The following is a 25212-nucleotide window of genomic DNA, read 5'->3' as shown; positions in this document are numbered from 1 at the left end:
TTAGCAACATCCAATATAATCATTTCTAGTCCCGGCTATTTTACCATCACATACAACTTGAATTTTTTCCCATTTCAATAATTTTGTACTTCCACAAGCATTGGCACACATTGTTACTCCTGTTTTTACATCTTTACAAGCTCCCATTTTTTTCACCTCCTTTCATTATTGGTTATTTTAATTTTGAATGGCCTCTATATAGAGTGGATATGAGAAAATTTTCTCATTTTGAGTGTAGACAACATATTCATATTCACCACTCTCTACTACTGGAAACCGTATTTCAACTACACCATCAATTCCAGGTTTCATAACCGATTCTCGTAAATTTTTTAATTTCGGCAACTGACCAATGTATACATTATTTTTACTAGGGTCTAATACACAAATTTTATTTTCAAGTTCTGTAAGATCTTGTTCCTTTGAAAAGCTAAACTTAAATAACACATTTGTAATAACTGCAGCTGGTAAGGTCGGAACAGTTATTTTATTTAAAATATTGTATGCTGAGTGCTTTTTTTCTTTTGAATCAAAAAGAACTCTTTCTGCAATTAAGAATTGACATGCAATATCATTTTTCATATTTTCATCTCCTTATTTTTACAAACCAACGAAAAGTAAGCGTTATCATTTTTGTGCAATTTATTATTATCTAACTCTAAGCAAATGAACTCATATTCACCAAAAAAATTAGGAATAACTCCCAAATCTTTACTATTTATCACAATTTGATTTGGCCAGCATTTAGTTTTTCGTTTGTACATCCATATTGGGGCAGTTAAAATTACGATATGGCGTTCTTCAATTGTTTCAAAAAGTTTATCAATACTTTTAAAATAGTAATTATCATATCTTAAAATTACTATTTTATATTCACTCATCTTAGGTATAGATAATTGGTTAATAAAGGCATATATTTTGTTCTTCTCTTGCGCATGTAACCCTCTTTTAATGACATGTATGTAAATAATAATTATACAAACTATAAAAATACTAATTATTATGAATAGATTCATTTTGATAGAGTAACCTTTCTTTACTATTATTTTTTAACGATCTTATATTGTAAAATAAAACAATATATATACTAAGTAGTACTAAAATCATACTCATTTCTACTGTACGAGAAGGAGAAGGTAATAGTGTCTTAACTATTAATAATGTTATTATTAGAGAATTCCTTACAATTGGAGCTTTATTCATAAATCGCATCTTACCAAAGCAGCTACAACTCGTCTTTTCTAATTTATATAATTGTTTTTTTCTAAGAATAAGCACAATAAAAAATGCCATCAAAATAATAGTTCCTATTTCTTTAAAAGGATAAAACATATTGAATGCAAACATGTTAAATATGCAGAACTCTAAAATTAAGGTCATATAACTCACAAGCCATATATGTTTTACTGGAAAAATATCATATAAAATTAAATCGCATTTTAAATCTTGGATAGAATAGATTTTCATATAAAACGATGCGAAAAATATAAATGCTATAATCAAGTCAATAAAAGTAGAGAGAATATTAATTTTCCCCACCCACTATGCTATAAAGATACTTAGTAGGATCTTCGATATCATCAATTACTTCCATAGCTATTATCTTATTATTCTTATCAATTAAACATAAACTAGGTGTTTCTTGAAATCCCCCTTCAACAGTTAATTCTTTGCCAAAAGAAATTATATTAAAGTTAAATTTAAAGTATTGCTTAATTTCTTCAATATCCTCAATAGAACCATCCGTTACCAATAAAAAATCCCCATTGTATGCGCTTTCTATTTTTTGTATATTTGGGAGTAAATCGATACATTTCATACAACTTAGAGAGATTGCACATAATAGCCAAGGATCATCATAACTAAATTTTGTTAAATGGGTAGGTAACATTTTTCCTATTGTTAAATAGTCTCCACTAGATTTAGATTGCGTCGTATGATTTTGAAACATATCCTTAAATGCTTTAATCATAAAAAAATCCCCCTTAATTTTCTAAAAACCCTTTAAACTTAATCGTAAGCTTTTCCAACATGTCATCTTCATAGCCTGTTACTGCGTACAATACTTGTCCTAATTGATTTATCAAATATGTACTTGGTACACCTCGAACGTTAAGTTCATTTTTCATTTTTTCCATTTCACATATGAAAACTGATGCTCTTCCTTCAAACATACTTTTCATATACTCAAAGTTGTCCCTGTTTGTATCAATTAAAATAAGTACGTTTAGAGGTGTTCCTTTTTGTAAAAAGTCATCAAGTGCTTTGATAGCAGGTAAACAGCCTTCACATGATGTACTATAAAATAAAATTAAAAGGTGTCCCTTTATAAAATCATGTAGTTTTTGTTCCTCTGCCTTATCTAAATATGGGTTATTTAAATAATCACCTACATCCACACTTTTAAGGAATTTAAAAAATTTCCTATGCCCTTCCAGTTGAAAATTCATATTAACCTCCATTTGTTCATAATATTGACTTAAATTCCAGTTTTATAAAAATAATTTCATTTTAAGATATAAGTAAAATAGATTATTTATCTACGAATTCATGATAACAGATTTTAACTTATTTTCAATATTTTACAATTTTATAAAAAATAAACTTATTTTTCTGTCAATTATAATAGTAGAACAGCTAATTACTTTAATAGATCATTGTTCACATTACATATTCCTAGGAATTTGACCTGAGAAATTCCCTGAACTATCCTAACATATGTGATTACAACTATTTTTTTAAAGCGATAAAAAAACACCCTTATGAGTGTTTTTCTTTAAAACTAATGTTTTCCACTAGATTTTTCATGTTCTCTGTTTTGTTCATAAGGCTACACTATCGCGACCATAATCTAAATGTGAATCATCAGCTGGGTTATCAGAAGTTATATCCTAGTAACCTGCGCTATTTGCATTTGTACAGTTTGCAAAATAAATCTTGAAACTAGTGCTGACAATGCTTCTACTTTTTCTTTTACATAATGCATATCTTTTTAAATACGTTTATCATGCCAGAAGTTTATTGAAAAATGATTATTCTCATCATAAGCTTCAAATTCATACCCTTTTTCTTTTAATCCTTTTATTATTGCTGGAACTGCTGCGACAGATTGTGGATGAATATCGTGCATTAAAACAATTTCTTTTGAAGACGTCGCACCTGCTAAGACATTTTGAACAATTTTTTCAGCTGCTACATCAATGGGTAATTTATTGTATTTCCAATCTAAAGAATCAATTGTCCAATCCCATACTTTTAAATTATTTCCTACCACTTCATTTCGAAGTGATTCATTTAAACCAGGCATTGATCCATATGGTGGACGTGTTAATTTCGGTGTGTTTCCAATAACATTTCTAATTAATGATTGATCTTCTTTCATCTCCTTAACATATTCCTGATTGGTGTATAGCTTTTTAAAATCATGTGTCATACTATGCATGCCCACATAATGATTTTCTACATGCTCTCGTTTCACTAGATCTGGGAACCTTCTCACATTATCGCCAATTAAAAAGAATGTTGCTTTCACATCATTTTTCTTTAATACATCTAATAGATTAGCTGTATATTTTCCTGGTCCATCATCAAAAGTCAAATATACAACTTTTCTTTCTTTACCATCAAAACGATTAGGTATCGATTTTTGCAATTCATTTTTAGGTAGACTGCTCACTTGTTGAACACTGTTTCCCTCTTCCGCATTTACCAGCTTAGGATTCGTAATAGATTGAAACATGTAATACCCTATTGCTACTAATGTAATAGCCAACAATACACTTATAATTCTTTTTTTCTTAAGCTTAATTTTCATATTATAATCTTCTTTCTATCAAATCATTCCACTTTAAGTCGTTTAGTTTTATTATTCTATTAGCTTATTAAGTTTTTTAACTTAACCAATCTCAATTTTGGACTATCATTTTAATAATCTATATAGGTGAAAATTAGTGCCCTGCACTAGCGTTCATGGCATTTCCTATAATAGTTAAAACTACCGGAAATAATACTGGTCCTAAGGTAAGGAAAATGTTTAAAAGTATAATAAAATTATATAGTGGGCTATAATTTTTACTATTACTGTTTTCGAAAACTAGGATGAATAATGTTATTACAGTAATCAAATGTAGTAATAAAATTATCAACCAATAATACATCATTATAGTAAGATTCCACTTTCCTAATAGTTGGTATGTTACCCCTATTATTATCCCTAATATAGTAACATTAAAGGAAATAAACAAAGTTCTTTTTAGTATTTTAGGAAATGTTTTATGATCCACAGTTTTATTATATAAACCGATTAAAATGCCCAAAGATAGATATGCCAGTAATAGCCCTACCCAATTCCAAATCCAATCTTGATCCCCCATTAAATTAAACAAAAGCGAAAGGATCCCTCCTACTGCAAAAATCGAGGAGATCATAATACTATTTAAAGCTGATTTCATACTATTCTCACTTCCTTAAAAATTTTACAATACAGCATTGAAGTCTACTCTTAAGTTGTCCTTTACTTATTAGAACCTTTTCATTAAAAATCTTGTATGGAAATCCCATCATATAATCTGGTCATCATACCTATTAGCATATACGGAGAATGGGTAGGCCCAGCAAAAATTACATGTACATGATCCCATACCATAATTTTTAAACTAAACGAAGCTCCACCAAATCCTACTCCACATGGTAGATATACAAATAGAGGATGCGATCCATCAACTTTTATTTGTATATCAATTATTCAGACGAGTAGCAACTACTGCTTTACTATAACCAGCTGTATATTCAAAAATAGTAGCCCCTTTGTTTCTAAGTAAATCTTTTTCCCACTTTTTCGCAACTGCTGCCATATGTACATATGATATTTTAAAATTAATCATAATTTATTATAATTAAGTATATATTAACAATATATTAAGTATAAGTAAATAAAATTAATAATAATTTAATTTTATTTGCTTATTTAAAGGGGATTACATATATGAACGATATTAATGTTGGTCACAAAATTAGGGCATTTAGAAAAGGTTCCGGATTAACCAGTAAGCGTTTAGCAGAGTTAGCTGATATAACACCTTCTATGTTAAGTCAGATTGAAAAAGGAATCACAAATCCTTCATTACAAACACTAAAATTAATTTCTGTAGCATTAAATATTCCATTGTTTAATTTTTTCTTAGAGGATACCAATACAGAAGAATTAGTTGTAAGAGCTAACCAAAGGAAAAAAATAACTTTTCCTGAAAGCGGCAATGTTTCGTATGAGTTATTATCTCCTAATTTAGATGGAGCACTAGAATTGGCTTTAATGAATCTGTTACCTCAAACTGCTTCATCTATGGAGCCTGTGGCACATAAAGGGGAAGAAATAGCTTTTATTATGGAAGGGCAAGTAAAACTATATCTAAATGATGAGGTTTTACTTCTCAATACAGGTGATAGTGTTAAAATCCCACCTTATGCAAAGCATAAGTGGGAAAACACTTCTTTAAACAAAGTCACTGTTATATTTGGAGTAACTCCACCATCTTTTTAATTTCAAATACTAGCGAAGAAAAGTTAGAGAAAATAATTCTCTAACTTTTCTTGTATACATAACTTTATTTTAAGAAAGTAAAAAACTTGTCTCTCAATTATATGTGATTAAAACTAGTGAAATAGATCTTTTTAATTACATACTTAATTTATTTTTTAATGTCCAATATTTTTCTCCATTAGCTTCAAAAGAGAATTCTACCCATCCATTCGGATCTTCACGATAAATAAAGATGGTTGTTCCAGGAGTTACTGTACCAACTTCATTCTCCTCGACAGCTACATCTGGTCTACTTTTAATTTTTAAATTAAATGGATAAGGTACCTGATAGTAAGTAGCTGATGATACAACATTTGAGCTTGAACCGTCTGCATACATTTTATATGGAATTTCATTAGATAACGCGTCGACATCTAATGTTTCAGGATTCTTTGGTAATTTTTTTGCATATGTATAGTCTTCTACATGGAACGGTTTAATACGTTCCATAATACCCGCAATTTTCTTAGCCCAGCCTTTATCTGATGCATATTTCACATTCATGCCAGTTAATGTTGGGCCGTTATAATACATACCACTTTCTTCGAAATATCTTTCTCGTACATAATTAGCGTTATAAGCAATGCTATCGCCGTAGCTTGGTAAATATTTCGCATATTTAAAAGGATCTCCATCATATGCACGTAGACCGAATAGATTATGTTTTTGATATGCGATTTCTGATTTTCCGTATCCAGATTCTAAAATCGCATGTGCTGCTAAATAATGAGCACTCACGCCATATTGATTTTGCGCATTGATAAAATCTTGCCCATGTCCAACTAAGGGACTATCTGAATGATATTTCGCAATAAAGCTATCAATCTCTTGAGCTGTAATTTTCGAAGCCACTGTTAAATTTAAATCTTCATATGAGGTAGCAGTAGTAATCTCTTTTTCATCGTTTAAATTTTGTTGTAACATATCTGTTTTTGCAGTAAGTTGAGCAGCTTCAGCACGTGTTATAAATCTATTTGGTTGCCAACCGTTCTCGGTACCATTAGAGATTTTTAAATCTATTAAAATATTGGCATATTTTTCTCCCCAATGCCCTTTTAAATCTTCAAATCTAACCTGATCATTATGATTTGGTGTGCTTTGTAGTTTATATGCATTTACTAGCATCGTAGCCATAGCAGCGCGAGTTACTTTTCCGGATGGATTGAAGATTCCATTACCTTCACCTTTAACAATCCCAGCTTTTTCAGCAGCAGCAATATAAGGAGTAGCCCAGTGGTTTTGTGAATCTGTAAAAGATGGTTTTGCATTAGGATCAATTTGTATCCCTAAAACTTTTGTCATAATTTTTGTAGCCGAAGCTCTGTCTAATGAGTCATTTGAACCAAAAGTTCCATCTGGATAACCATTTAATACCTGTTTATCAACTAAATAATTAACGGATTTATCAGCCCATGTAGGAACATCAGGGAATTTATGAGTATCTGCTAAAATATTAGAAGAATAGGATAATATAGCTCCTGCAAGGATACCTGTTGCAATTAATTTGTGCTTCATTAAAATAAACACCTCTACCATTGTATTTATCAAATTGAGATTTTCTATTTTTATATTTACATGTTTGTCATAATAATGAAATCGTATTAACACGCATTCAATTTGATGTAACGAGTATAGTTACTTATATACACAAGTGTCAATGAATGTCTTTTACATAAATGCATAATTTTTACATGAATTTGGATTTCCCTGATCTTATAATTGACTTATGCATATGGTAAATTTAATAGTTATATTTCTTTTCGATAGTGTAAATTTAATGCTTTATTTTTTACTCTATTAGATATGGGTTTACATTACTAATCTAATTAAATTAGATTTCTTTACGCACCCTCTTCTGAATCCCATACCTCAACAAATTCGAAACCTTTTAAATTGTTTTCTAAAACTGTATTTCTAAATTCATCAGATACTAAGACAGTAGAAGAATGTAATCTTTGATTTAAAAATGTTTTAAATATTATCTGCCCCTCAACTTTATTGGCTAAAAATGCGTATTTTTCGAACCCTATTATTAACCCTATACTTAGTTTTTCCAAAACTGCTTTATTATAGTTAATTGCATCAACTGTATTTAGAACGTTTATTAGGTAATAAACTTCACTTGTAACATCATGAATTAATGGAAGGAACTCAACATTATTACAGATTAGAGGCTCTAATATTTCTTTCGCTTTTCTGCTAATCATTGGTGTACCAAGTTCTCCCCAGAACATAGGACAGTCACTTTTTTTATCACCTTCTACACATTCAATAAAAATTTCCCCCCACGAATCAGACAGTTTTATTGCCAAATCAATTTTCCCATCAAAATATTTTTTACGGTCTTCTTTTAAATTTAGTAGCTGAAAAGATTGATAGTTATCAAATAAGCTTTTTAATTGCCAAATTTTCATACCTTTTTACTCCTTCAGAATTTAATTATTAAGTATCATGGATGATTTTGTATTAAAGCCAAAATTCGCCTAAGTAAACCTAGTGATTTATTGGTATAATTAATAATGTATTCCATTTTATGGATCAATCAATTAATATAAGGCTATGTTTTATAACATATGAAAATACTGCTAATTTAATATTAAACATAATAAAATACATAGCCCTTTCTTTTTACTATTAAAAAACATATTGAAGTAAGGAGTTATATTATAATGGCAATCTTTCAAAGTAATGTTCAAAAAGCTGAACAAATTGCTACTCAAATGAGATCAGCTTCTGACGCAATTCAAAATGCAACAGGTAAATCAATAACGCACGCAACACGTACAACTTTAACCGTTAATCACAAAGCACAGGAAGCAAACCAACAAGCCTTAGAATTAACTAGACAATTTCTTGCTGCCTTTCAGCAATCCATTGACAATATACAGTCTGTAGCAACAGAGTTTGAACGAATGGACAACGATTTACAGAAGAATTTTTAGCTTTTTTAAGAATTTTTCCTTTATCCCTTCTGTTAACTTATATATAAGCAAAAAGGTAGGCGGAAAAAATGAATCAAGAAATAGAACAAAAAATGAAGGTCTTGAGTCAAAATCTAATGAATCTATCCGAGGAACAATACCAAAATCAACGCGCAATACAAACACAAGAACAAGCAGAAGCAGACTTTCAAGAATTAAAAATACGCAGCCATCGCTTTTTTCATCGTATTTTAGAAACATGGCATGGTGATAAAGAACTCTTTCGCTTTTTTACCAATATACAATTAGAAACTCAACAAATTGAAAGAAGCCTTTCTTATAAATTAGAAGAACAAAAGGAAACATTAATTCAAGAGAAACAAAAATTATACAATCTAGAAAATGACCTCACTCATCAAAAACAAAAACTTGCTAGGGAGGCCAATTTATGAGTTTAAATATGTATCTTGGAGAGGTACAATCCCAAACAAACACTATGTATGCTTTTTGTACTGCTACTATACAAAGTATGGAGCAAGTAATCCAGTCTATCGACAGTTTTGTTGGTGATTCTGTCCTACAGGGTCAGACTTATGATAGTGCGAAAATGTATTTTGCAGAAACGTTTCTTCCTTTAGCACAGGGGATTATTTACCTATGTGAAGAATTACTCCATCAGAATGAATCTTTTCCTGCTGAGTTTCAATCAAGAGTCGCCTCAACAGATGTAGTTGAACAAGAACTATTAGAACAAATCCGAGAGATTGACCGAATGATAGCAAGTATTGAAGTTACAAGACAAATTATGCCACTACCGGATATGGATGCAATGGTTAACCTATTTATTGAGATGCGCCGTAAAATCCAGGGAAAGTTAGAACATCTATATGAATTTAATCAAACATCTAGTAATAACTATGCTACCGCGATTCAATTAGCGGCTAGTATCGCTGCAGGCCTTGCTGAAGTTCAAAGTGGAAAAGGCTTTAGCCCTGCAAGCGGTACATTTAGTACACAAAGAATAAATATGGAATGGGTAGATTCTATTCATGAATATCTAGACAATAATATTCGATTAGATAATAGTATAAAAACAAATAATCTAATCGAATCTGGTATACTATTAAGTAGTTCTTCTGAAAAAAATATACTAGAAAAGTTTATAAAAGGGGTTTGGAATGGATCCGGAAAATTTATTGGCGATTTAGTAGAGACATACAATTCGTTAGACGATACAGTGACAAAGGAAAACCTAAAATATGCTGCAGGTCATCCTATAGAAACCGCATATACCATGATAAATACTTTTTCAGACACTTTTATGAATGAATTTTGGCATGGCGATGCTGAAAGTCGTACACAATGGGGAACAAATATTTTTATGGAGTTTGGTTTAGGATGGCTTGGAGATAAAGGAGCAGGCCAAATTGGAAAAGTAACTTCCCTTGGAGACTCTGTAAAGTTAACAAAATTTTCAGGTGATACACCTTATATTTCAAGCCACTTACCATTAAAAGATCGATTTGCTTTTGCTGGTGGAGATGGTTTGCGATCTAGATTTGACACACCAGACTTTAAACAAGCTGAAGAAAAACTCTCTACCTATCAATTTGCTAGTAGTGGAAGAATTAATAGTAGCAGAACTAATGGTGGCAATGTTCCGTATAGTTTTGATTCATCACTTATGGAGCACCTTTTTCACGGGGAACTAAAACAAAAATGGTGGGGACTAAAAGCTGTTGGATATCACCATGAAAGTATGATGGGTGGAGGAGAAATAGTTAGAATTACCCATGCACCAAATTCTGCGGGAGTATATAGAGCAAAAATAAAAGTAGACGGTGAAACAAAAAATGCGCTTTCTTCATTTTTCCCTAAGGATTGGGATAGAGTACAGGTACTTGATTCTATCAAAGAAGCATACGATAATAAGATTCAAGTCGATACAGTTAGATATGTAGGACAAACATCCCACGGATTTAAAGTAGAAATGATTATACAAAATAATGAGATAATAACAGCATATCCTGTTTATACTAGGAGGTAAAAAATGAAATATACATACGAATTTTATCGCGATGGACTTGGCGGATTAAGAATACGTTTGCCAAAAGAAATTTCTATAATTTCTCATTTTTTGGAAGATATTTTAGATGATGAAGCAGATGAGTATATACAAATTTTAGATAATGTAGTAGACCAAAAAGTTCCGCAATATGAAATAGAAGGGAACGTAGCAGCAGTCTACATTGAACCTAATTACACCAGTGCTATTAACTTATTTATGAGTGCTCCAAATAACAAATGTAAAATTGAGACCTCTGAATTTAGAAAACTACTTGTGTTGTGGCGAGATACAGTGGTAGCAGAAGGGAAAGATATAGAAGTATAAAAGAAAACTACCTTCTGTGATATTTAGATCATAGATGCTAAACTCAATAAAATCAAAGGTAGGAATATATTAAATATATTTCTACCTTTTTATTATGTGGCGAGACTCCACATCCATTAACTTAAAAATTTTTTATTTAACAGGAATTGTACTTGCAGGAATATAAAAGATTTTACAATTAAGATGCTGCACTTAATATTGTTAACAGTTATTTTTGCTTATCCTTCATTAATTGTAAACTACCACCCTTAACCCCTATGTTTTTCCGGTACAAGAATAAAATGTTCAAAACAGTTTTAAAATTAGTTTCTTTTTCACCTTGTAAGCTGTAGAGCTTTCATATATTCCCCTTTTCTTTCAAGGGCCTTTTTTGCATCCTTAGCCGTTAATGCAAAATCTACTGCAATGTTCTGTAATAACTCCTTATTAGCTTACCTGAAGAAATCTCTTAGTTGTTGATTTGCTAACCTTTCTTGTTTACTATCAATCAATTCAAAAAAGAATTTTTTTGTTTAAGGGTCACTTTACAATCTTCAGTTGATGGATGTGTGAACGTACCGCTACTAAAATTCTTGCTTTTAAATCATTATTACTGTATTATATTTACGTAGCAATATAAGGATTATGTTATATAAAAAGGCATCAAATCTATAAGTAAGATTTAAATCCTTTTCCAATTCAAAAAGATTTTGCCAAAATCTAATATGATTTATGCTTATCTTTTTAGTATGTATCTAGTAAAAACATATTTTTTATCCATAGAATTCTGTTTTCAATGATATGAATTAGTGTTCTAAACAAGGAACTCTACTAAGTAATCTGAATAACCTGAGAGGTATTGTATGTAGTTTACTCATCTCCAGGTACTACTACAATAAAAGAGCCTTACCTCTCTAGGCAAGACTCTACTAGTTTAGTTGTATAATATTTATATGATAACTAAGAAACAGAAAACATATAACACCAAATAGCAGCACCCTATTACTCCTCCTACAGCTAATACCTGTTTAACCCAACTCTTAATTTTTTGATTACTGTAAATCACTTGCACTCTTTCCATATTTCCTCCTATTAAGGAGAATCCTTAAAGACTCTCACCTCGCTATAGTACCATTAAAAAATAAATAATAGAGATCTAATGTATAAGTATGCAATATTGCATACAAAAATGTATTGTTATAATTGTAAGCGCTTACTATAATAAGGTTATAAAGATTCACCACATCTTAATAAGAAAAAAGAGGAGCGAATAATATGGAAATCGCAATGGCAGTTTTAAAATTTATAGGTGGAGCAATCCCATTAATTCAAGAACTTCTAAAAGCATTTATGTAAATTCACTATTTAGCAATTATTTATAAAAATTATCATACAAATGATCTGTATATCAAAAATGAATTGATTTACAGATCATTTGCGTGAGCAAGTTCCCTTTAACATGATTAAGGGACTTTTTTAATTTTTAAATACTTAAGGTTATGTCACATTAACATCAAGTTAGCAAAACAAAAGAAGAATACCCCACCCATTCCAATAATTCTACAAATGGAATAGCATATTTTTCATTTTTGGGTCCTTAAAACACTTTAACTTGATGGTGATGAGGTAACAATTCTGATTAAGAGATAAGATCAGTTTATACAAAGATTACCGACCGATATGTGGAAGATGAAGAATACACTTGCGAAATTGAAACGATTGAATTAAAGGACTTGATGTTAGTGTGGTTAACAGAATATGAAAATCACTTAAAAAATCGTAATCTTAACTAAAAAACACCAAGACTACCCCTCTCCAGGGCAATCTTGGTGTTTTTTACGTTCACATACAAATTATTATTTGTATTGTTACATGGGTTCTTTATTAAATTATATACGTCTACTTTACCATCGATAAGCAATGACTAATGTCTCCCATTTTATCGTACTGATTACCTATACGAGGTTTTAAAAGAACCACCTTGACTAAAATGATAAAACAAGAAATCGAAATGAGCCCCTTTTTTATTTTGTAAGCAGTAAAGCTTCCATATAATGCTCTTTTCTCTCAAGAGCTTTTTTTGCATCATCAGCTGTTAATATATAATCTACTGCAATGCTCTGTAATAGCTCCTTATCCGCATTTGGCAACTGAATCGTTATATCTTCCACACTACTCTTATTATTTCCATTTATCTTATTAAATTCTTGAATACTTCTTGCCAGCTCTGCTAATTTTTCCATATGCACAGGATTGTTTACATCCAAAAATATATTACTTCTAAAAACTGCCGTAACATATTTCTTTACATTTTTCTTTTCTTTTTCTGCTTCTTCCTTTTTATCAAAAACAATATTTCCCGTATAAATTTGTTCAAACGTGAATATATCGTTATTCTCTTTTCCAGCATAATATGTATTGAAATTTTCTTTTACATCATTCGCTTCTTTTTTAATTTTATAATTATCACTATCTACTTTTGGAGAGATTCGTCCATCCAAAGCTAGCTGAAACTGCAAATACGGTTCATTTACTTGCTGTACATGAGCTATCCGTACATCTGGCCCCAGTAAATCTTTATAATTCCCCGGTATTTCAACTTCATTTAGTTTAACAGAAAAACCATACTGCGATTTTGTATAACTTTGAGCTTTTTGTTTAATTTCTTTATCCGATATATCACATGATGTTAATAGTATTAAACTAAACATCATACTACATGTTATTTTTGTTATTTTCATATGGTATCTCCTTTTATGCTTACTTCATATACATAAATGCTAATATAGATTTCCGATAAAGTCACGAAGTTTAACAAAAAGAAGAGCAATTTTAAATTGCTATGTTTATACAATTTCATATGAATCAGAGTTAAATTTAAAAGAACTAAATCGTGCGTTTTCTCTTTATTCAACCATTTAACTTACTAACACTTTTCATAAGATATTTACACACTGCATTTAGGTAAAGAAATACAGAAATGTGTTTTTTTCTTTGTACTATCTAAATTTATGCTCCCTCCATGTTTTTCTACTATATGCTTAGCAATAGTTAATCCAAGACCTGATCCCCCATTATTTTCTCGAGAATCATCTACTCGAACAAATGCATCAAAAATACTTTGTTTCATATCCTCAGGTATTCCAATTCCATTATCTATAATGTTTATATATACTTTTCTTTCATCCTCAATTAACGATACAAACACGGTCGTACCTGCCGTATTATACTGTAGGGCATTAGATATTATGTTAGAGATAGCACGGTATAGTAATCTGTTGTTAATTGGAGCAATCACTTCTTTAGAGGGAATTTGATATTGAAGGATTAAGCGCTTCGCTTGAAATAAATCATAATATTCTACAAGCAATTCACGAATAAACTCAGATACATCAGTTGGATGTACTTCAAAAGGGTAATCAGAATGCTCTAATTTAGACAGTTCAAAAATATCTTCAGTTAATACCGCAATGATTCGAATCTTATTATATATTACATTCAAAGTTCTTTCTCTTTCACTTTTTTCTGTAATGATCCCTAGTTGTAATGCTTCAACATAACCTTGAACGGTTGTAATTGGTGTCCTTAAATCATGAGACAAATCTACAAGCATCTTCTGCTTGGTTTCTTCCAACCTCTTCTTCTCTTTTTCTATTTTATCGAGTTTTTCCGACATAACATTAAACGAATGCTGTATTTGCATTAACTCAAAATATGTTTCATAGTTTAACCTTTTATCATATTTCCCACTAGCAATTTCCTCAAATCCAGTTGCTAGTTTATCCAATGGCCTGGTTATTTTCCTAGCAATTTGCCTACTAAATATATATACATTTATAGAGAAGAATACAAAAAATAAAACGATGGTAGAAAGTAATATTTTATAAAAAACATATACATATTCCTCATTTTTATCAGAAAAAGTATATTCATACTTTATTGCTTTTTTAGGAACCTTAACAAGGCAATATAATGTTTCACCTTTTTCCGTTACAAATGTTGCTACAGATGAATAATAAGGAAGCTGATCATTATCAAAAAATAAGGTAGTAAATTCTCTTTTTGAATATGATAAAAGCTTATCCTTCTTTTCCCCTTTGGTATAGATAACTTGTAAATTTTCATTAAGAATTTCTACCCAACCACCAAATGATTCTATTGATTCTGAATTAATAGTTTCAAAGTTTTCACGCACTACTTCACTTGCTTTTAAATTATTTAGCTCTCCTAGTTGCTTTTCTGTTTGGTACATCAAAAATATAAATAAGATTATCACCGTGAAACCTATTGCTAGTGCAAATGTAACGTAATTTTTAATTAAGATATACAAAACTTTATTTTTCATAAAGTTCTTCCTTCCTAGCAAATCTATACCCAAGTCCCCGGATCGTTTTTATATAAACTGGATTCTTAGGAGAATCCTCTAATTTCTCTCGTAGTCTACTAATATGAACCATAATCGTATTATCATCTGCACAGTAATAATCGGACCATACACTTTCAAAAATTTGTTTTTTAGTAAATATTCTCCCTGGTTCTTCCATAAAAAGTGCTAAGATTTTATATTCCGTAGCACTGAGAGAAATGGATTCGCTTGATTTATAGAGTATACAAGAATAATGATCTAATACTAAATCACCTATATGAATTTGCTTCTCCTTACCTTCTACAGCCTTATCATTAAATTCATAGGATCTTCTAAGGTGAGCTTGAACTCTAGCTATAATTTCTAAAGCACTAAATGGCTTTGTAATAAAGTCATCTGCTCCAATCCCTAAACCGATAATTTTATCTACTTCTTGAGATTTGGCTGACAATATAAGTATCGGGAATTGTAACGTCTCACGAATCTTTTTAATTAATTGATAACCATCCATTTTAGGCATCATAATATCAACAATAGCTAAATCAATATGATTTTCTTCTAGACACTTTAAGGCAACTTCACCATTTGAAGCCTCTACAACAAAAAAACTTTCCATTTCTAAAAAAAGCTTTAAAAGATCAATAATATCTTTGTCATCATCAACGATTAATATATTTTTTTTCATACTCTCCCTCGCATCGGTCAGAATTTTCAAAAATCCATTTAAGGTTATTGTAAGGTAAATGAAAGTGACATGAAAGACTAACCGTTTAATATACAGGTATGAATTACAAAAGGAGGCATTATCACATGAAAAAATTTGTTGGAATTGCGTTAGCAGCTACCATTGGAATTGGAGGTTTAGGAACTTTTGCTACTACTAAAACTCACGCTGCAGTAAACAATCCAGAATCAACAAAATCGGTTTATCAAGTATCTGACGTGCAAGGTGAATTTATGCACATTAAAGTGGGGAAACCTTGGTCAATGACGCCAAGCGGAAAACAATACAAATATGTCTTATTTAGTGAAAACAAAATTTATGTACACCCTAAAACTGGTGTAGTAACAGCATATGAAGAAGGAGCAGCTGAAGGTAGAGTACTTGATAAAAATGGAAATGTTGTTGCTATTTGGTATATCACGGCTTCTAAATAATGAAGGGTTAAGTTTACAAGGTTGAAAAAAGCATCTTTAAGTTTATTATGAGAGTAGTAAAAGAATTTCAATACTTTTACTTACACTAAAATAAAAAAGCTTATCTATTAACACGTAATGATAAGCTTTTTTATTATTCTTTTCATTTTTTGTTTTAGGAAGTATTTCTTTAAGTTGATAGCAATGTGGTGCTATCCCATCTCTATAAAGCTAAAACTTTATAGTGCCCTCAAAACAGAAACAACAAGTTACCTTTATATAAATAGCTTTTGGAAAATTGATAATTTGGTTTAGGGATACTTTAAGATATTAGCTTGAAGAGCATATAATGCTACCTCATACAGAGTGATCAGGATATTAAACTTAAACGTGTTATTTTTAGCATTCTAAATAATCGGGTTCAATGTATTTTTCTGTTTCAGGAGAGCTTTTAATTTCTATAGGATTTTTCTTAAAAGCTACAACAGTAATCCTATCTTCTTGAACTAAACTTCTGGATTCATTTATAGAAGAGAAACCTGTTCGCGTTAGAAAATTGTATAGAGAGGATTTTGTCATCCAAAAACTAGTAACGTTATCTAATGATGCCCATTTTGATTTTAAACGTTCTTCTATTGATGAATTAGCAGAGTGTTCTAGCATTGTGTGTCCCTTATATTCATAATTTTTATAAAGTACTGATACATTAGGAGTACAAGTGATATGAGTATCAATTATTACAAACCTTTTGCATACTTCATGCACTTTTTCTAAAAAGGGGAATACATCTGAGCAGTCTAAATGATATAAAATACCAGAACATAAAACAATATCAAATTGACCATATTTTTCAGCACTTAAATTTCTTACATCATCTTGATAAAAGGTTAAGTTTTCCAACCTTAATAAATCTTTAGCGAATATAGCTTTTTGTATGTTTGATTCTCTTCCTTCTATCCCTACAACAGTTGCTCCTTGCATAGCAAACTCAATAGCGTAATGCCCCTCTAAACAAGCTAAATCTAAGATTCGAAGATTTTTAAAATCACATTGTGTGATATCTTGAATCATTGTCACAATTTTTTTTAATGCAGGGTTTGGTTGTCGAATATCTCTTGTATATAGAGTATCCGTTAATTTAATATCATAAGCGGTCCATTCACCATATTTACGAATAATATTTTCTTTTTCGAGAACAAAATCTTTCATGATACAATTCGCCACCTTTAACATAATATTAGTGTAATATATATCTTTATATGATCAATATATGTGTGTATAACTTGTATTTAGACGAAGGTAAATATTTTAAAGCTTGTCACTTTATCATGTGGTACGCTAACGATCCCTTCTTTTTGGGAGCCACTCGCAAATTTATAACAATAGGCAGCTCAAATAGTTAACTAATTAAACTACCTATTCATCTCACCTATCTAAATTATAGAAATAATTCTAATTTAACTAATTAAGATTTTTTATTCTACATAGAATATCTTCTTATATTCATTTTTAGCCATTGCAAATGTCATAATGATAAGTGGGACACCACATTGCTATCAAGCTAAGCAAACAAAAGAAAATGATTCATGTGAAACAATTTACTAAATTTCCTCTGACATTTTTAGTTATGTTCCTAGCGAATTTAGCGAACTATTATTTTATCGTATTTATGTAATAAAAAAGCCTTCCCAATTATAGGAAGGCAACGTTCTAAAATGAAAACCTATATTTGATTTATAATTAAATTACCTCAAACTGATAATATACACTTTTCCCATTTTCCCTAGTTACTTTAACTTCAGCAAACCCTTTGCCAATGACATCCATCCTAACCATTCCATCGTCTTGTAATGTAACTTTTACAACTTTTTCTCCACCTTTTATTGTATGCTTTGCTGCAACTCCTTCCTCAACTCTAGATTGACCAACACGCCAACAGTCACTGCACTTTTTTTGGCTCTTAGATATCATTTCATTTTTTACATGTACACTGTTAGTAGATGCATCAGCAATACCATTTGTACTCAACAAAATTAAGGAAGTTACTAAACCTATTCCCAGCTTCTTTAACATTATTTCATCCCTCCTGTGTTAATTCATACTTTTATATTAAACTGAGATTCTTTCAGATAACTTTCATTTACCTTACAATAACCTTAAATACCTTTCTGTAGATATTGAATTCTTTGGAGTACTCTATTTATCTTTTGTTTTCCATCTTCCTACTGTTTTTTCATTAACAGTAGGAGGATGTAGATAATAATTCAGCAATTTTCCGATTGGCAGTATCGCCATTATGTTCTTTAAATAGTTGATACGCTTTATCAAGGTCTGGACTCCGTTGTCTGGCCATACTTATCACCTGCCTCCTTATCCAATGGTTTGCTCTTCTTTCTTTAAACACTCAATACATATATCAAAATTATCCGTATTTGCTTCACGAATATATGTATTATCGAAATGAGCAGGCATTTTAACACTCACATACACAGTTCGTTACAAATAGAGCATGTAGGAACGGTTATATTTCCCTCTTCCACTTACATCACCTCACAATTAACTTCAATATGTCCTTTATCTATCCAAAATAAAAAAGCAGCGAACTCGCTACTTTAATAATTATTTCTTCCAATTATTGAAATCGGAGTACTTTCTATATTCTTGTTCAATAACACCTTCATACCATTTATCATCTTGATCAGGTCTTGAAGGTTTATTATTATACTCATTGATATCACCATTGTTATTTAACCATTCAGGCTTATCATGAGCATATTTATAAATGAATTGTCTAGTTTCTTTTAATGAATTAAATACTTCAGGAAAAATCATCGGTTCTTTCCCCATAGCATGACCATATATACGATACGTAGTTTCTCGTTCTCCAACAGTTTCAAAAAATGGCTTTGGAACCATATCTATTTTTCTCACACTCTTCCCCCTTTTCTATACTCAGTCTCAAAAGACTCTAACATTGCAAAGTCAAAATCTAAAGGCGAGGAGAAGTATACCCCATATTTCCTCAATTTCTTTGCTACATCGATTATATCCCTGGAAGGATCTGTATCCGGAAAACTGTCGTAGTCTGTATACTTTTTCAACTCCGAGATAATCCGCTCAATATTTTTCATGCCACCATGTTGTTTCCCTAAATCTAGATCTAATAATGTAACATAATTCATATCTAGCTCCTTCATTAGCCTCCACATATGGTTTACATGCCTTCCACCCAAAGTAGTAATCGATATACCATGTAGGTCTGGATCAATATCCACTTTTTCTAAAATTAATGGTAAAATATCTTCTTCACTGTCTCCTTCTACTAAAACAACCAAATTTGCAAAGTATAGCTCTGGGTTCTTATAAACTGCATTTTTAATATATTTATAATCTTCTTCATCCAAGTTTTCTTTATTTAGTTTCCTTATCTCTTGATTTGATTTAAAAAACCTTATTGAGTAAGGGTCCGTCCGCTTCAAAATAACTGTAGAATGAGTGGATAGAAAGACCTGTGTATTATTTTCTTCTGCAAAACTCCTAATAGCGGCTATTAATCCACCTATCTTTTGTGGGGATAGATAACTTTCAGGCTCTTCTACTATAAGAATTCTCCCAAAATTGTACGGTTTACTTTGTAATTTTATTAGAGACATAAAGATTGAAATATAAGCAATCGATTTTTGTCCATCACTTATGTGATTTAACTTCCATTTTCCGAAGAACCAATCCATAAAATGAAGTACACGCTCTAAATCATCTAGATAAATAGAATAACTAACATTTTCTTTAGGGAAATTTTTTTTCCAATTCATTTCAACTTCTGCTTTTAGGTCCTTAACAGATGAAATTCTGTTTACTTTTCTATCCAATAGCGATAAAATTCTCAAGACATTTTTTCTAATACTTTCATCACTAGATGCCGTTCCCTTTGTAATATATTCAGTTATTTTAGCATTCAGTTCTCCTTCTAGTAACTGAATATCTGCTTCAGAGTCTCGTCTGGATGGAATATAATAGATTTCAATTATCTTTCTCAAATTCACGCCTGTATAATCTGGCTGCCACTCTATTCGAGCTTGTTCCATATTTTTATTCGATGCATCAAATAATTTCCCTTCAATAGAGATATCAATTTTTTGTTTTTTGTCATGCCCACTATAGTAATTAAAATAAACAGTTGGCTCTTGATTAAATCTTCCTTCTGGTTTAGTCGGAAACACAATTACGTCGACATGGATGTAACATAATTTCTCGTGATAATATACAAGTCGATCGTCCTCTAACTGTTCAGGGTCTTTAATTTCAATCAATAAATCTATTACAATTTCTTTTGTATCATCATTAAAATCACGCTTCTCAAACCCCCTATCTTTCGGATTATTTGATAAAACCTTTAACAATGCGTTAAAAACTGTCGATTTACCTACACCATTTGCACCTATAAATGTTGTTATTGTATCTTCGAATTCAATGGTTTTTCCCTCTGAATCAAAACATCTAAAGTTACTAATATTTATTCTTCGGATAATTATTTTGTCGCTTTCCTCCATTGCCAATTCCACACCCCTATAACAATTTTTTCTAATTCCTATTATACTTAAATTCTTATATATACATAGAGTATTTTTGTTATTTCATGAAAAGCCATGTTACTTCATAAAACGAAAGAAACTACCCGGACAAACGCATTTACAACTATTCGAATTTCCTCACTAAAAACAAACTTTCTCTAACACGTTTAGCAACCTTTTTCTCAGCCCTTTCAATCGTTGTTTGCACAGTACTTCTACTAATAACTAAATAACTAGCAATTTTGTCATAAGAGAAACAATATCCTCTAGACATCAAATACACTTCTTTTTCACGATCAGTTAACAAAGAAAGTGCATCTTCCAACTGAATCTTTTCCCATTCACTAATAACATTTTCTTTTTCATGTTTATCCCATTCATATAATTGAACACCAGTACTTCTTAAATACCTTTGCATTAATAACGGATCAACAGCTCGTTCCCGTTGATACGCCGCCCTTCTCTCAATACCTCTTCTATTACCCGGTCTTTTTCCTGTACGTAACCATTCTATTGTAAATTCCAAATCAGAGATCATATCCGAAAAAATCTTCTTTTCTACTTCACTCGCATTATCCTTAGCGTTTCTAGTTTCAAGCAAAGACTGAGTATAACTATTGATTAATCCTTCCATTCAAATCCCTCCTCCTACAAAAATAAAAAAGACACTAATCTACACAACACAGTTAAAACTGCATTATGTAGATTAGTGTCCTCCAGTTAGCTAGTAGAACATTTTATTTAGAAATTTCATAATTATAGAGCTTACTCTTTTCCCCGAATCCTCTTGAGGGATGTCTAGGGATATTATCTTCTTCATACACCCCAAAGCAATGTAACTTTGTCTCGTGTTCAGTTAGTAAATCTTTAAAACACGATTGTTCAGTCATCGCTTCACCACCCTTCCCCCATCCAACAATTACTAACGAAGCAGATTCCACAGCTTTTTTGATAATATCAAAATTTTCTTGCTCAAATACCCTATACTTTTTAGGTAGATTTTCTTTGCGTGGTGATCTTTTAGAGAACAGATTGACTATTTCTATTGACCCACACTTATTATCTATAGCTTTATTCATACATAAAAAAGTTGATTTATCAAATTTAATGTGAGTTGCAACGGCTGGATTGAACAAAATAGCAACTGCCTTAGGTTTTTTTTCATTCCAAACACGTATAAGAGAATACCTTCTTTCTTCATCCTCACTATACTTAGCTTTTGAGTTAATTATACTATTTTTCGATCTCAAAATTCTTCCCCCTCATCAAATTTAACTCTTCTAACCTTTCCTTGATGGGTAACAATTTTAGTCTCACCATGATTAGGTAATTACGTTAATTTTGCCTTACCATCACAAACAATTACAGCAAAAACATTGTTATAATTCATTATATAAATTTATAACTTTAAATTCTCTGAATTAACCTTAACTTCTTTTAATCTCACTCAAAATTCCTCCCTAAATTATGATCATGCTGGTTCAAAAACTTGTAGTCGGGAGAAAATCTCCACAATTCTGCTTAACTTGAACTTACTAGTTAACACAAATACTTCAAAACATTTTCTGGAATAAACGATTGATCCAAGGATAAATGTAAGCGTATAGGGATAGGCCACTTTTCATCACGGACACATCTACATAGAGTTTCTGCACGCTCCCAATCATATCCCTTGTCCTTAACCCTTTTATAAAGCCATATTCCAAGCGTAAATTCCTCAAACAACTCATAGCGATCATCAGATGCTGTACTTTTCGCTAATTCATCAATTGCTCTAACATTATTTGATATCTGAACAACAATATCTGTATAACGAACTTTAGAATTCAATCTCTTTATATAAGCTTTTTCAGGATTGAATGCAGCAACAAGCTGCAGAAAACTTTGAGAATGTAATTAAATCTGGTGAAAGTACGTGATAAAAATTTTATTATGAGTAAAATATGAGCATTGAGGAAAATCAACACTTTGAACCCCTGATATAATAAGGTTTTCCATACTATCTCGTTGAATCTTTAGAAAATAACGTTGCGATTATTGTTAATATTCCTAATATATTAATCAATATACTTTGTTCACTTCCTGTTCTTTATGCTCTTATTATAAGCCCTTCGTTAGCTTGAGTTATCTCAAGTCAAGAAGACCTTTCTGTAAATTCAAGATAATCCATGCTATTTTTACTCTATTAAAAAAGGAGCCACTCAAAGTTGAGCCGCCCCCCTTTTTATTTCACATATACATTTCAAAAAAATATTCCTTTGATTTATCTCTTAGATTCTAAAGCCGATATACGTTCCTCAAGGTTAGCTAATATCGTATGCAGCTCAGCATTTTCAGCCTAGAGTTATTCATTTTTCTCGTTAAAACCTTGAATAGTAGCTAAGGCTACCCCTTACAAATCTATACTTGAGATGTATTTTCATCACCTTCATTTAGTCCGAAAGCAGCTTGAAAATCCTGAGCAGTTGGTCAAATATGACGCTAACCGGATGGAGCTTCTTTATAGTTCCAGAGGTATAATTAGATAATCTATATATTTTAGACAATTAATATTTACATTGTTCAGAACCATGTAGTAACCAATAGATTTATATTTGCTCTTATGCCTTCGGACCGTATTTCTTTCTTAATACTGCCAGTTCTTCACTTAGTTTTTCCACATCTGATCTCCAAAACAAACTTATATTTTTCATTTGTTTTAATGGGATAATCCGTTCCTTCTTAACTAATACATTTAACCTAGCACGATTTACATTCAGTATTTCCATTGCTTCTGATGTTGTCAAAATATAATCATTTACAAATTTTTCAATATCCTCTTTACTTTTTAATTCATACATGCTTAATCACCTATATCCATTAGTGTTTTTATAAATTTAAAAATTAATTTTAGCATTAGAAGTAGTACAATCATAATATTTAATATTATAAGTAGTATTATAACAACATAATCCATTGTTTTTAAGTTGTTCCAATCAACAACAAATACAAAAAAAAGTATTGTTAAAGGAATATATGTAAATACAGTGTTTAAAATGCCCCATACTTTATTTATTATCTTTCTCATCCCTGTGACCCTCTGCTTCAACATACTGAAGCATTCCTTTCCATTGAGTATAATTGAATAATCTATATAACTTGGAACAATATAATATCAACACGATTCAAAACCGTGATGTAACCGCTGGGTTTATGCATATCCTTATGCCTTCGGACCGTATTTCTTTCTTAATACAGTCAGTTCTTCATTTAGCTTTTCCACATCTGATCTCCAAAACAAACTCATATTTTTGGTTTGTTTTAATGGGATAATCCGCTCCTTCTTAACTAACTCATTCAATCTAGGACGAGATACGTTCAATAATTCCAATACCTCTGATGTTGTCAAAACATGATCAATTACAATTTTTTTAATATCCTCTTCGCTTTTTAATTCATACATTCTTAATCCCTCGCTTTTATAATCGTTCATTTATAATTGTCGTAACTATATTAAGTAGTGTGGCTACTGCAAAACAGATAGTTGTTATAATAAAAACATAATCTATCGTTTTTAAGTCGTTCCAATCAATAACAAATACAAAAACCATCGCAAATAAAAGAACAGGTCCTATCGAGCTTTTTAAAATTCCCCAAAGTTTATCTTTTAAATTTTCCATCTCTATGCCCCACATGATTCATGCATACTGAATCATTCCTTTCTATAAGGTATAATGCCAAAAAAACTAAATAGTTTTAAGAAATGTTATATTTACATTGTTTAAAACCATGTTGTAACTGCATATATGATTAAAGAAAGGGCCATGATAGCTCCAACAACTATCACAATTAGTCCTATACATCCCAAAAGAAATTGAAATAGATAGTATGCTCCAATTATAATCACGAAGATCAGCGCTAAAAGTGCAAGTATCTGCAACATTATTGTTTTAAAAAAGATTAGTCCTATAATAATTACAGCTATTATGGCAAAAATCCTCATACCGAAAAAATGACCTCCAATTTCCAATAACCATATAGAACACAAACTTTGCTGCCCTAAAATCACAGTAAATTATTTTATTTGCATATTCATTATACATTATGTTATGATATAACAGTTGTTAAATTAAGTAAAGTTATTGCATTTTCCCTTCTTAATACTTTATAATGAAAACAACAATTAAACGAAGTAAAAACAGGAGCTGTTTTTCGGGAGACGCTCACCTAAATAAAAAACCGATAAAGATCAAATTCAGCGGAGTTCTTTTCTGTTTCACCTCCGTAAT

General features: G+C 30.8%; 28 protein-coding genes and 4 pseudogenes. 7 read left to right on the top strand and 25 right to left on the bottom strand.

Annotation, left to right across the window (positions count from 1 at the left end; genetic code table 11):
- The 8 genes and pseudogenes from MR107_RS23540 to MR107_RS32045 all read right to left on the bottom strand — a co-directional run.
- Positions 1 to 147 carry a hypothetical protein gene (locus MR107_RS23540; protein WP_242292795.1) on the bottom strand — a complete coding sequence of 49 codons (147 nt, stop codon included), beginning with the start codon at positions 145 to 147 and terminating at the stop codon, positions 1 to 3.
- A gap of 30 nt (positions 148 to 177) precedes the next feature.
- Positions 178 to 582, bottom strand: coding sequence for a hypothetical protein (locus tag MR107_RS23535; RefSeq protein WP_242292794.1), 405 nt, complete (start codon positions 580 to 582; stop codon positions 178 to 180).
- Positions 583 to 993: 411 nt separating this feature from the next.
- Positions 994 to 1539 carry a MauE/DoxX family redox-associated membrane protein gene (locus tag MR107_RS31750; protein ID WP_336314627.1) on the bottom strand — a complete coding sequence of 182 codons (546 nt, stop codon included), beginning with the start codon at positions 1537 to 1539 and terminating at the stop codon, positions 994 to 996.
- Positions 1526 to 1972: a TlpA family protein disulfide reductase gene (locus tag MR107_RS23530; RefSeq protein ID WP_242292793.1), complete on the bottom strand. Its 447-nt coding sequence runs from the start codon at positions 1970 to 1972 to the stop codon at positions 1526 to 1528. Before MR107_RS23530 ends, MR107_RS31750 begins: the two co-directional genes overlap by 14 nt.
- A 13-nt stretch (positions 1973 to 1985) precedes the next feature.
- The gene (locus tag MR107_RS23525; RefSeq protein ID WP_242292792.1) at positions 1986 to 2450 is read right to left on the bottom strand and encodes a TlpA family protein disulfide reductase; all 465 of its coding nucleotides are present in this window, start codon (positions 2448 to 2450) and stop codon (positions 1986 to 1988) included.
- A gap of 542 nt (positions 2451 to 2992) precedes the next feature.
- A complete protein-coding gene (locus tag MR107_RS23520; RefSeq protein WP_242292791.1) occupies positions 2993 to 3814 on the bottom strand; it encodes a peptidoglycan-N-acetylglucosamine deacetylase in 822 nt (273 codons plus the stop codon).
- 133 nt (positions 3815 to 3947) lie between these two features.
- Positions 3948 to 4451, bottom strand: coding sequence for a DUF3902 family protein (locus MR107_RS23515; RefSeq protein ID WP_098348495.1), 504 nt, complete (start codon positions 4449 to 4451; stop codon positions 3948 to 3950).
- Between the two features lie 89 nt (positions 4452 to 4540).
- A pseudogene (locus MR107_RS32045) lies at positions 4541 to 4859 on the bottom strand (D-serine ammonia-lyase); the annotation flags it as partial.
- A gap of 125 nt (positions 4860 to 4984) precedes the next feature.
- Here MR107_RS32045 and MR107_RS23505 point away from each other — a divergent pair.
- Complete coding sequence (locus MR107_RS23505; RefSeq protein WP_000997926.1) at positions 4985 to 5539, top strand: helix-turn-helix domain-containing protein; 555 nt, start codon at positions 4985 to 4987, stop codon at positions 5537 to 5539.
- 135 nt (positions 5540 to 5674) lie between these two features.
- On the opposite strand, the gene MR107_RS23500 is transcribed toward MR107_RS23505, so the two are convergent.
- Both MR107_RS23500 and MR107_RS23495 read right to left on the bottom strand, forming a co-directional pair.
- Complete coding sequence (locus MR107_RS23500) at positions 5675 to 7093, bottom strand: S-layer homology domain-containing protein (RefSeq protein WP_242292789.1); 1419 nt, start codon at positions 7091 to 7093, stop codon at positions 5675 to 5677.
- A gap of 326 nt (positions 7094 to 7419) precedes the next feature.
- The gene (locus MR107_RS23495; RefSeq protein ID WP_242292788.1) at positions 7420 to 7992 is read right to left on the bottom strand and encodes an imm11 family protein; all 573 of its coding nucleotides are present in this window, start codon (positions 7990 to 7992) and stop codon (positions 7420 to 7422) included.
- Positions 7993 to 8247: 255 nt separating this feature from the next.
- Here MR107_RS23495 and MR107_RS23490 point away from each other — a divergent pair, with 255 nt between their 5' ends.
- From MR107_RS23490 to MR107_RS23470, 5 genes and pseudogenes are all read left to right on the top strand, one after another.
- A complete protein-coding gene (locus MR107_RS23490) occupies positions 8248 to 8520 on the top strand; it encodes a TIGR04197 family type VII secretion effector (RefSeq protein ID WP_065705296.1) in 273 nt (90 codons plus the stop codon).
- Between the two features lie 68 nt (positions 8521 to 8588).
- A complete protein-coding gene (locus MR107_RS23485) occupies positions 8589 to 8951 on the top strand; it encodes a DUF3958 family protein (protein WP_001070984.1) in 363 nt (120 codons plus the stop codon).
- Entirely contained in the window at positions 8948 to 10546 is a 1599-nt protein-coding gene (locus MR107_RS23480) for an EndoU domain-containing protein (protein ID WP_242292787.1), read from the top strand. Before MR107_RS23485 ends, MR107_RS23480 begins: the two co-directional genes overlap by 4 nt.
- 3 nt (positions 10547 to 10549) lie before the next feature.
- Complete coding sequence (locus MR107_RS23475) at positions 10550 to 10891, top strand: hypothetical protein (protein ID WP_242292786.1); 342 nt, start codon at positions 10550 to 10552, stop codon at positions 10889 to 10891.
- A gap of 1148 nt (positions 10892 to 12039) precedes the next feature.
- Positions 12040 to 12226 (top strand): annotated as a pseudogene (locus tag MR107_RS23470) (hypothetical protein).
- A 668-nt stretch (positions 12227 to 12894) separates the two neighbouring features.
- Here the strand turns inward: MR107_RS23470 and MR107_RS23465 are convergent.
- The 3 genes from MR107_RS23465 to MR107_RS23455 all read right to left on the bottom strand — a co-directional run bounded on the left by MR107_RS23465 (position 12895) and on the right by MR107_RS23455 (position 15921).
- Positions 12895 to 13611: a hypothetical protein gene (locus MR107_RS23465; protein ID WP_242292785.1), complete on the bottom strand. Its 717-nt coding sequence runs from the start codon at positions 13609 to 13611 to the stop codon at positions 12895 to 12897.
- A 206-nt stretch (positions 13612 to 13817) separates the two neighbouring features.
- A complete protein-coding gene (locus tag MR107_RS23460) occupies positions 13818 to 15215 on the bottom strand; it encodes a sensor histidine kinase (protein WP_242292784.1) in 1398 nt (465 codons plus the stop codon).
- On the bottom strand, positions 15205 to 15921 hold the full coding sequence (locus MR107_RS23455; RefSeq protein ID WP_242292783.1) for a response regulator transcription factor: 717 nt from the start codon (positions 15919 to 15921) through the stop codon (positions 15205 to 15207). Before MR107_RS23455 ends, MR107_RS23460 begins: the two co-directional genes overlap by 11 nt.
- 125 nt (positions 15922 to 16046) lie before the next feature.
- Here MR107_RS23455 and MR107_RS23450 point away from each other — a divergent pair, with 125 nt between their 5' ends.
- Positions 16047 to 16394 carry a hypothetical protein gene (locus MR107_RS23450; RefSeq protein ID WP_242292782.1) on the top strand — a complete coding sequence of 116 codons (348 nt, stop codon included), beginning with the start codon at positions 16047 to 16049 and terminating at the stop codon, positions 16392 to 16394.
- A 378-nt stretch (positions 16395 to 16772) separates the two neighbouring features.
- On the opposite strand, the gene MR107_RS23445 is transcribed toward MR107_RS23450, so the two are convergent.
- The 12 genes and pseudogenes from MR107_RS23445 to MR107_RS23390 form a co-directional block, all read right to left on the bottom strand.
- The gene (locus MR107_RS23445) at positions 16773 to 17582 is read right to left on the bottom strand and encodes a class I SAM-dependent methyltransferase (RefSeq protein ID WP_149217066.1); all 810 of its coding nucleotides are present in this window, start codon (positions 17580 to 17582) and stop codon (positions 16773 to 16775) included.
- 531 nt (positions 17583 to 18113) lie between these two features.
- Complete coding sequence (locus MR107_RS23440; protein WP_064532455.1) at positions 18114 to 18446, bottom strand: hypothetical protein; 333 nt, start codon at positions 18444 to 18446, stop codon at positions 18114 to 18116.
- A gap of 129 nt (positions 18447 to 18575) precedes the next feature.
- Positions 18576 to 18726, bottom strand: a pseudogene (locus MR107_RS23435) (phage terminase small subunit-related protein); the annotation flags it as partial.
- A gap of 266 nt (positions 18727 to 18992) precedes the next feature.
- Positions 18993 to 19304 (bottom strand): hypothetical protein, encoded by a 312-nt coding sequence (locus MR107_RS23430; RefSeq protein WP_242292781.1) that lies wholly within the window; start codon positions 19302 to 19304, stop codon positions 18993 to 18995.
- The gene (locus MR107_RS23425; RefSeq protein ID WP_242292797.1) at positions 19301 to 20923 is read right to left on the bottom strand and encodes an ATP-dependent nuclease; all 1623 of its coding nucleotides are present in this window, start codon (positions 20921 to 20923) and stop codon (positions 19301 to 19303) included. The genes MR107_RS23430 and MR107_RS23425 overlap by 4 nt, the downstream gene beginning before the upstream one ends.
- 145 nt (positions 20924 to 21068) lie before the next feature.
- Positions 21069 to 21578: a sigma-70 family RNA polymerase sigma factor gene (locus MR107_RS23420; RefSeq protein WP_242292780.1), complete on the bottom strand. Its 510-nt coding sequence runs from the start codon at positions 21576 to 21578 to the stop codon at positions 21069 to 21071.
- A gap of 103 nt (positions 21579 to 21681) precedes the next feature.
- Positions 21682 to 22194: a DUF1643 domain-containing protein gene (locus tag MR107_RS23415; RefSeq protein WP_242292779.1), complete on the bottom strand. Its 513-nt coding sequence runs from the start codon at positions 22192 to 22194 to the stop codon at positions 21682 to 21684.
- Positions 22191 to 22334 (bottom strand): annotated as a pseudogene (locus tag MR107_RS23410) (XtrA/YqaO family protein). Before MR107_RS23410 ends, MR107_RS23415 begins: the two are co-directional and overlap by 4 nt.
- A gap of 149 nt (positions 22335 to 22483) precedes the next feature.
- Positions 22484 to 22822, bottom strand: coding sequence for a cell division protein SepF (locus MR107_RS23405; protein WP_242292796.1), 339 nt, complete (start codon positions 22820 to 22822; stop codon positions 22484 to 22486).
- Between the two features lie 722 nt (positions 22823 to 23544).
- Positions 23545 to 23784, bottom strand: coding sequence for a helix-turn-helix domain-containing protein (locus tag MR107_RS23400; protein WP_242292778.1), 240 nt, complete (start codon positions 23782 to 23784; stop codon positions 23545 to 23547).
- Between the two features lie 362 nt (positions 23785 to 24146).
- Complete coding sequence (locus MR107_RS23395; protein ID WP_242292777.1) at positions 24147 to 24416, bottom strand: helix-turn-helix domain-containing protein; 270 nt, start codon at positions 24414 to 24416, stop codon at positions 24147 to 24149.
- The gene (locus tag MR107_RS23390; protein WP_000429251.1) at positions 24403 to 24603 is read right to left on the bottom strand and encodes a hypothetical protein; all 201 of its coding nucleotides are present in this window, start codon (positions 24601 to 24603) and stop codon (positions 24403 to 24405) included. The genes MR107_RS23395 and MR107_RS23390 overlap by 14 nt, the downstream gene beginning before the upstream one ends.
- Positions 24604 to 25212 lie beyond the last annotated feature (609 nt).

Source organism: Bacillus cereus group sp. BfR-BA-01441, assembly GCF_022663075.1.
Classification (GTDB): domain Bacteria; phylum Bacillota; class Bacilli; order Bacillales; family Bacillaceae_G; genus Bacillus_A; species Bacillus_A cereus.
Note: the sequence above shows the minus strand (reverse complement) of the source record. Positions and strands in the feature narration are given on the sequence as shown.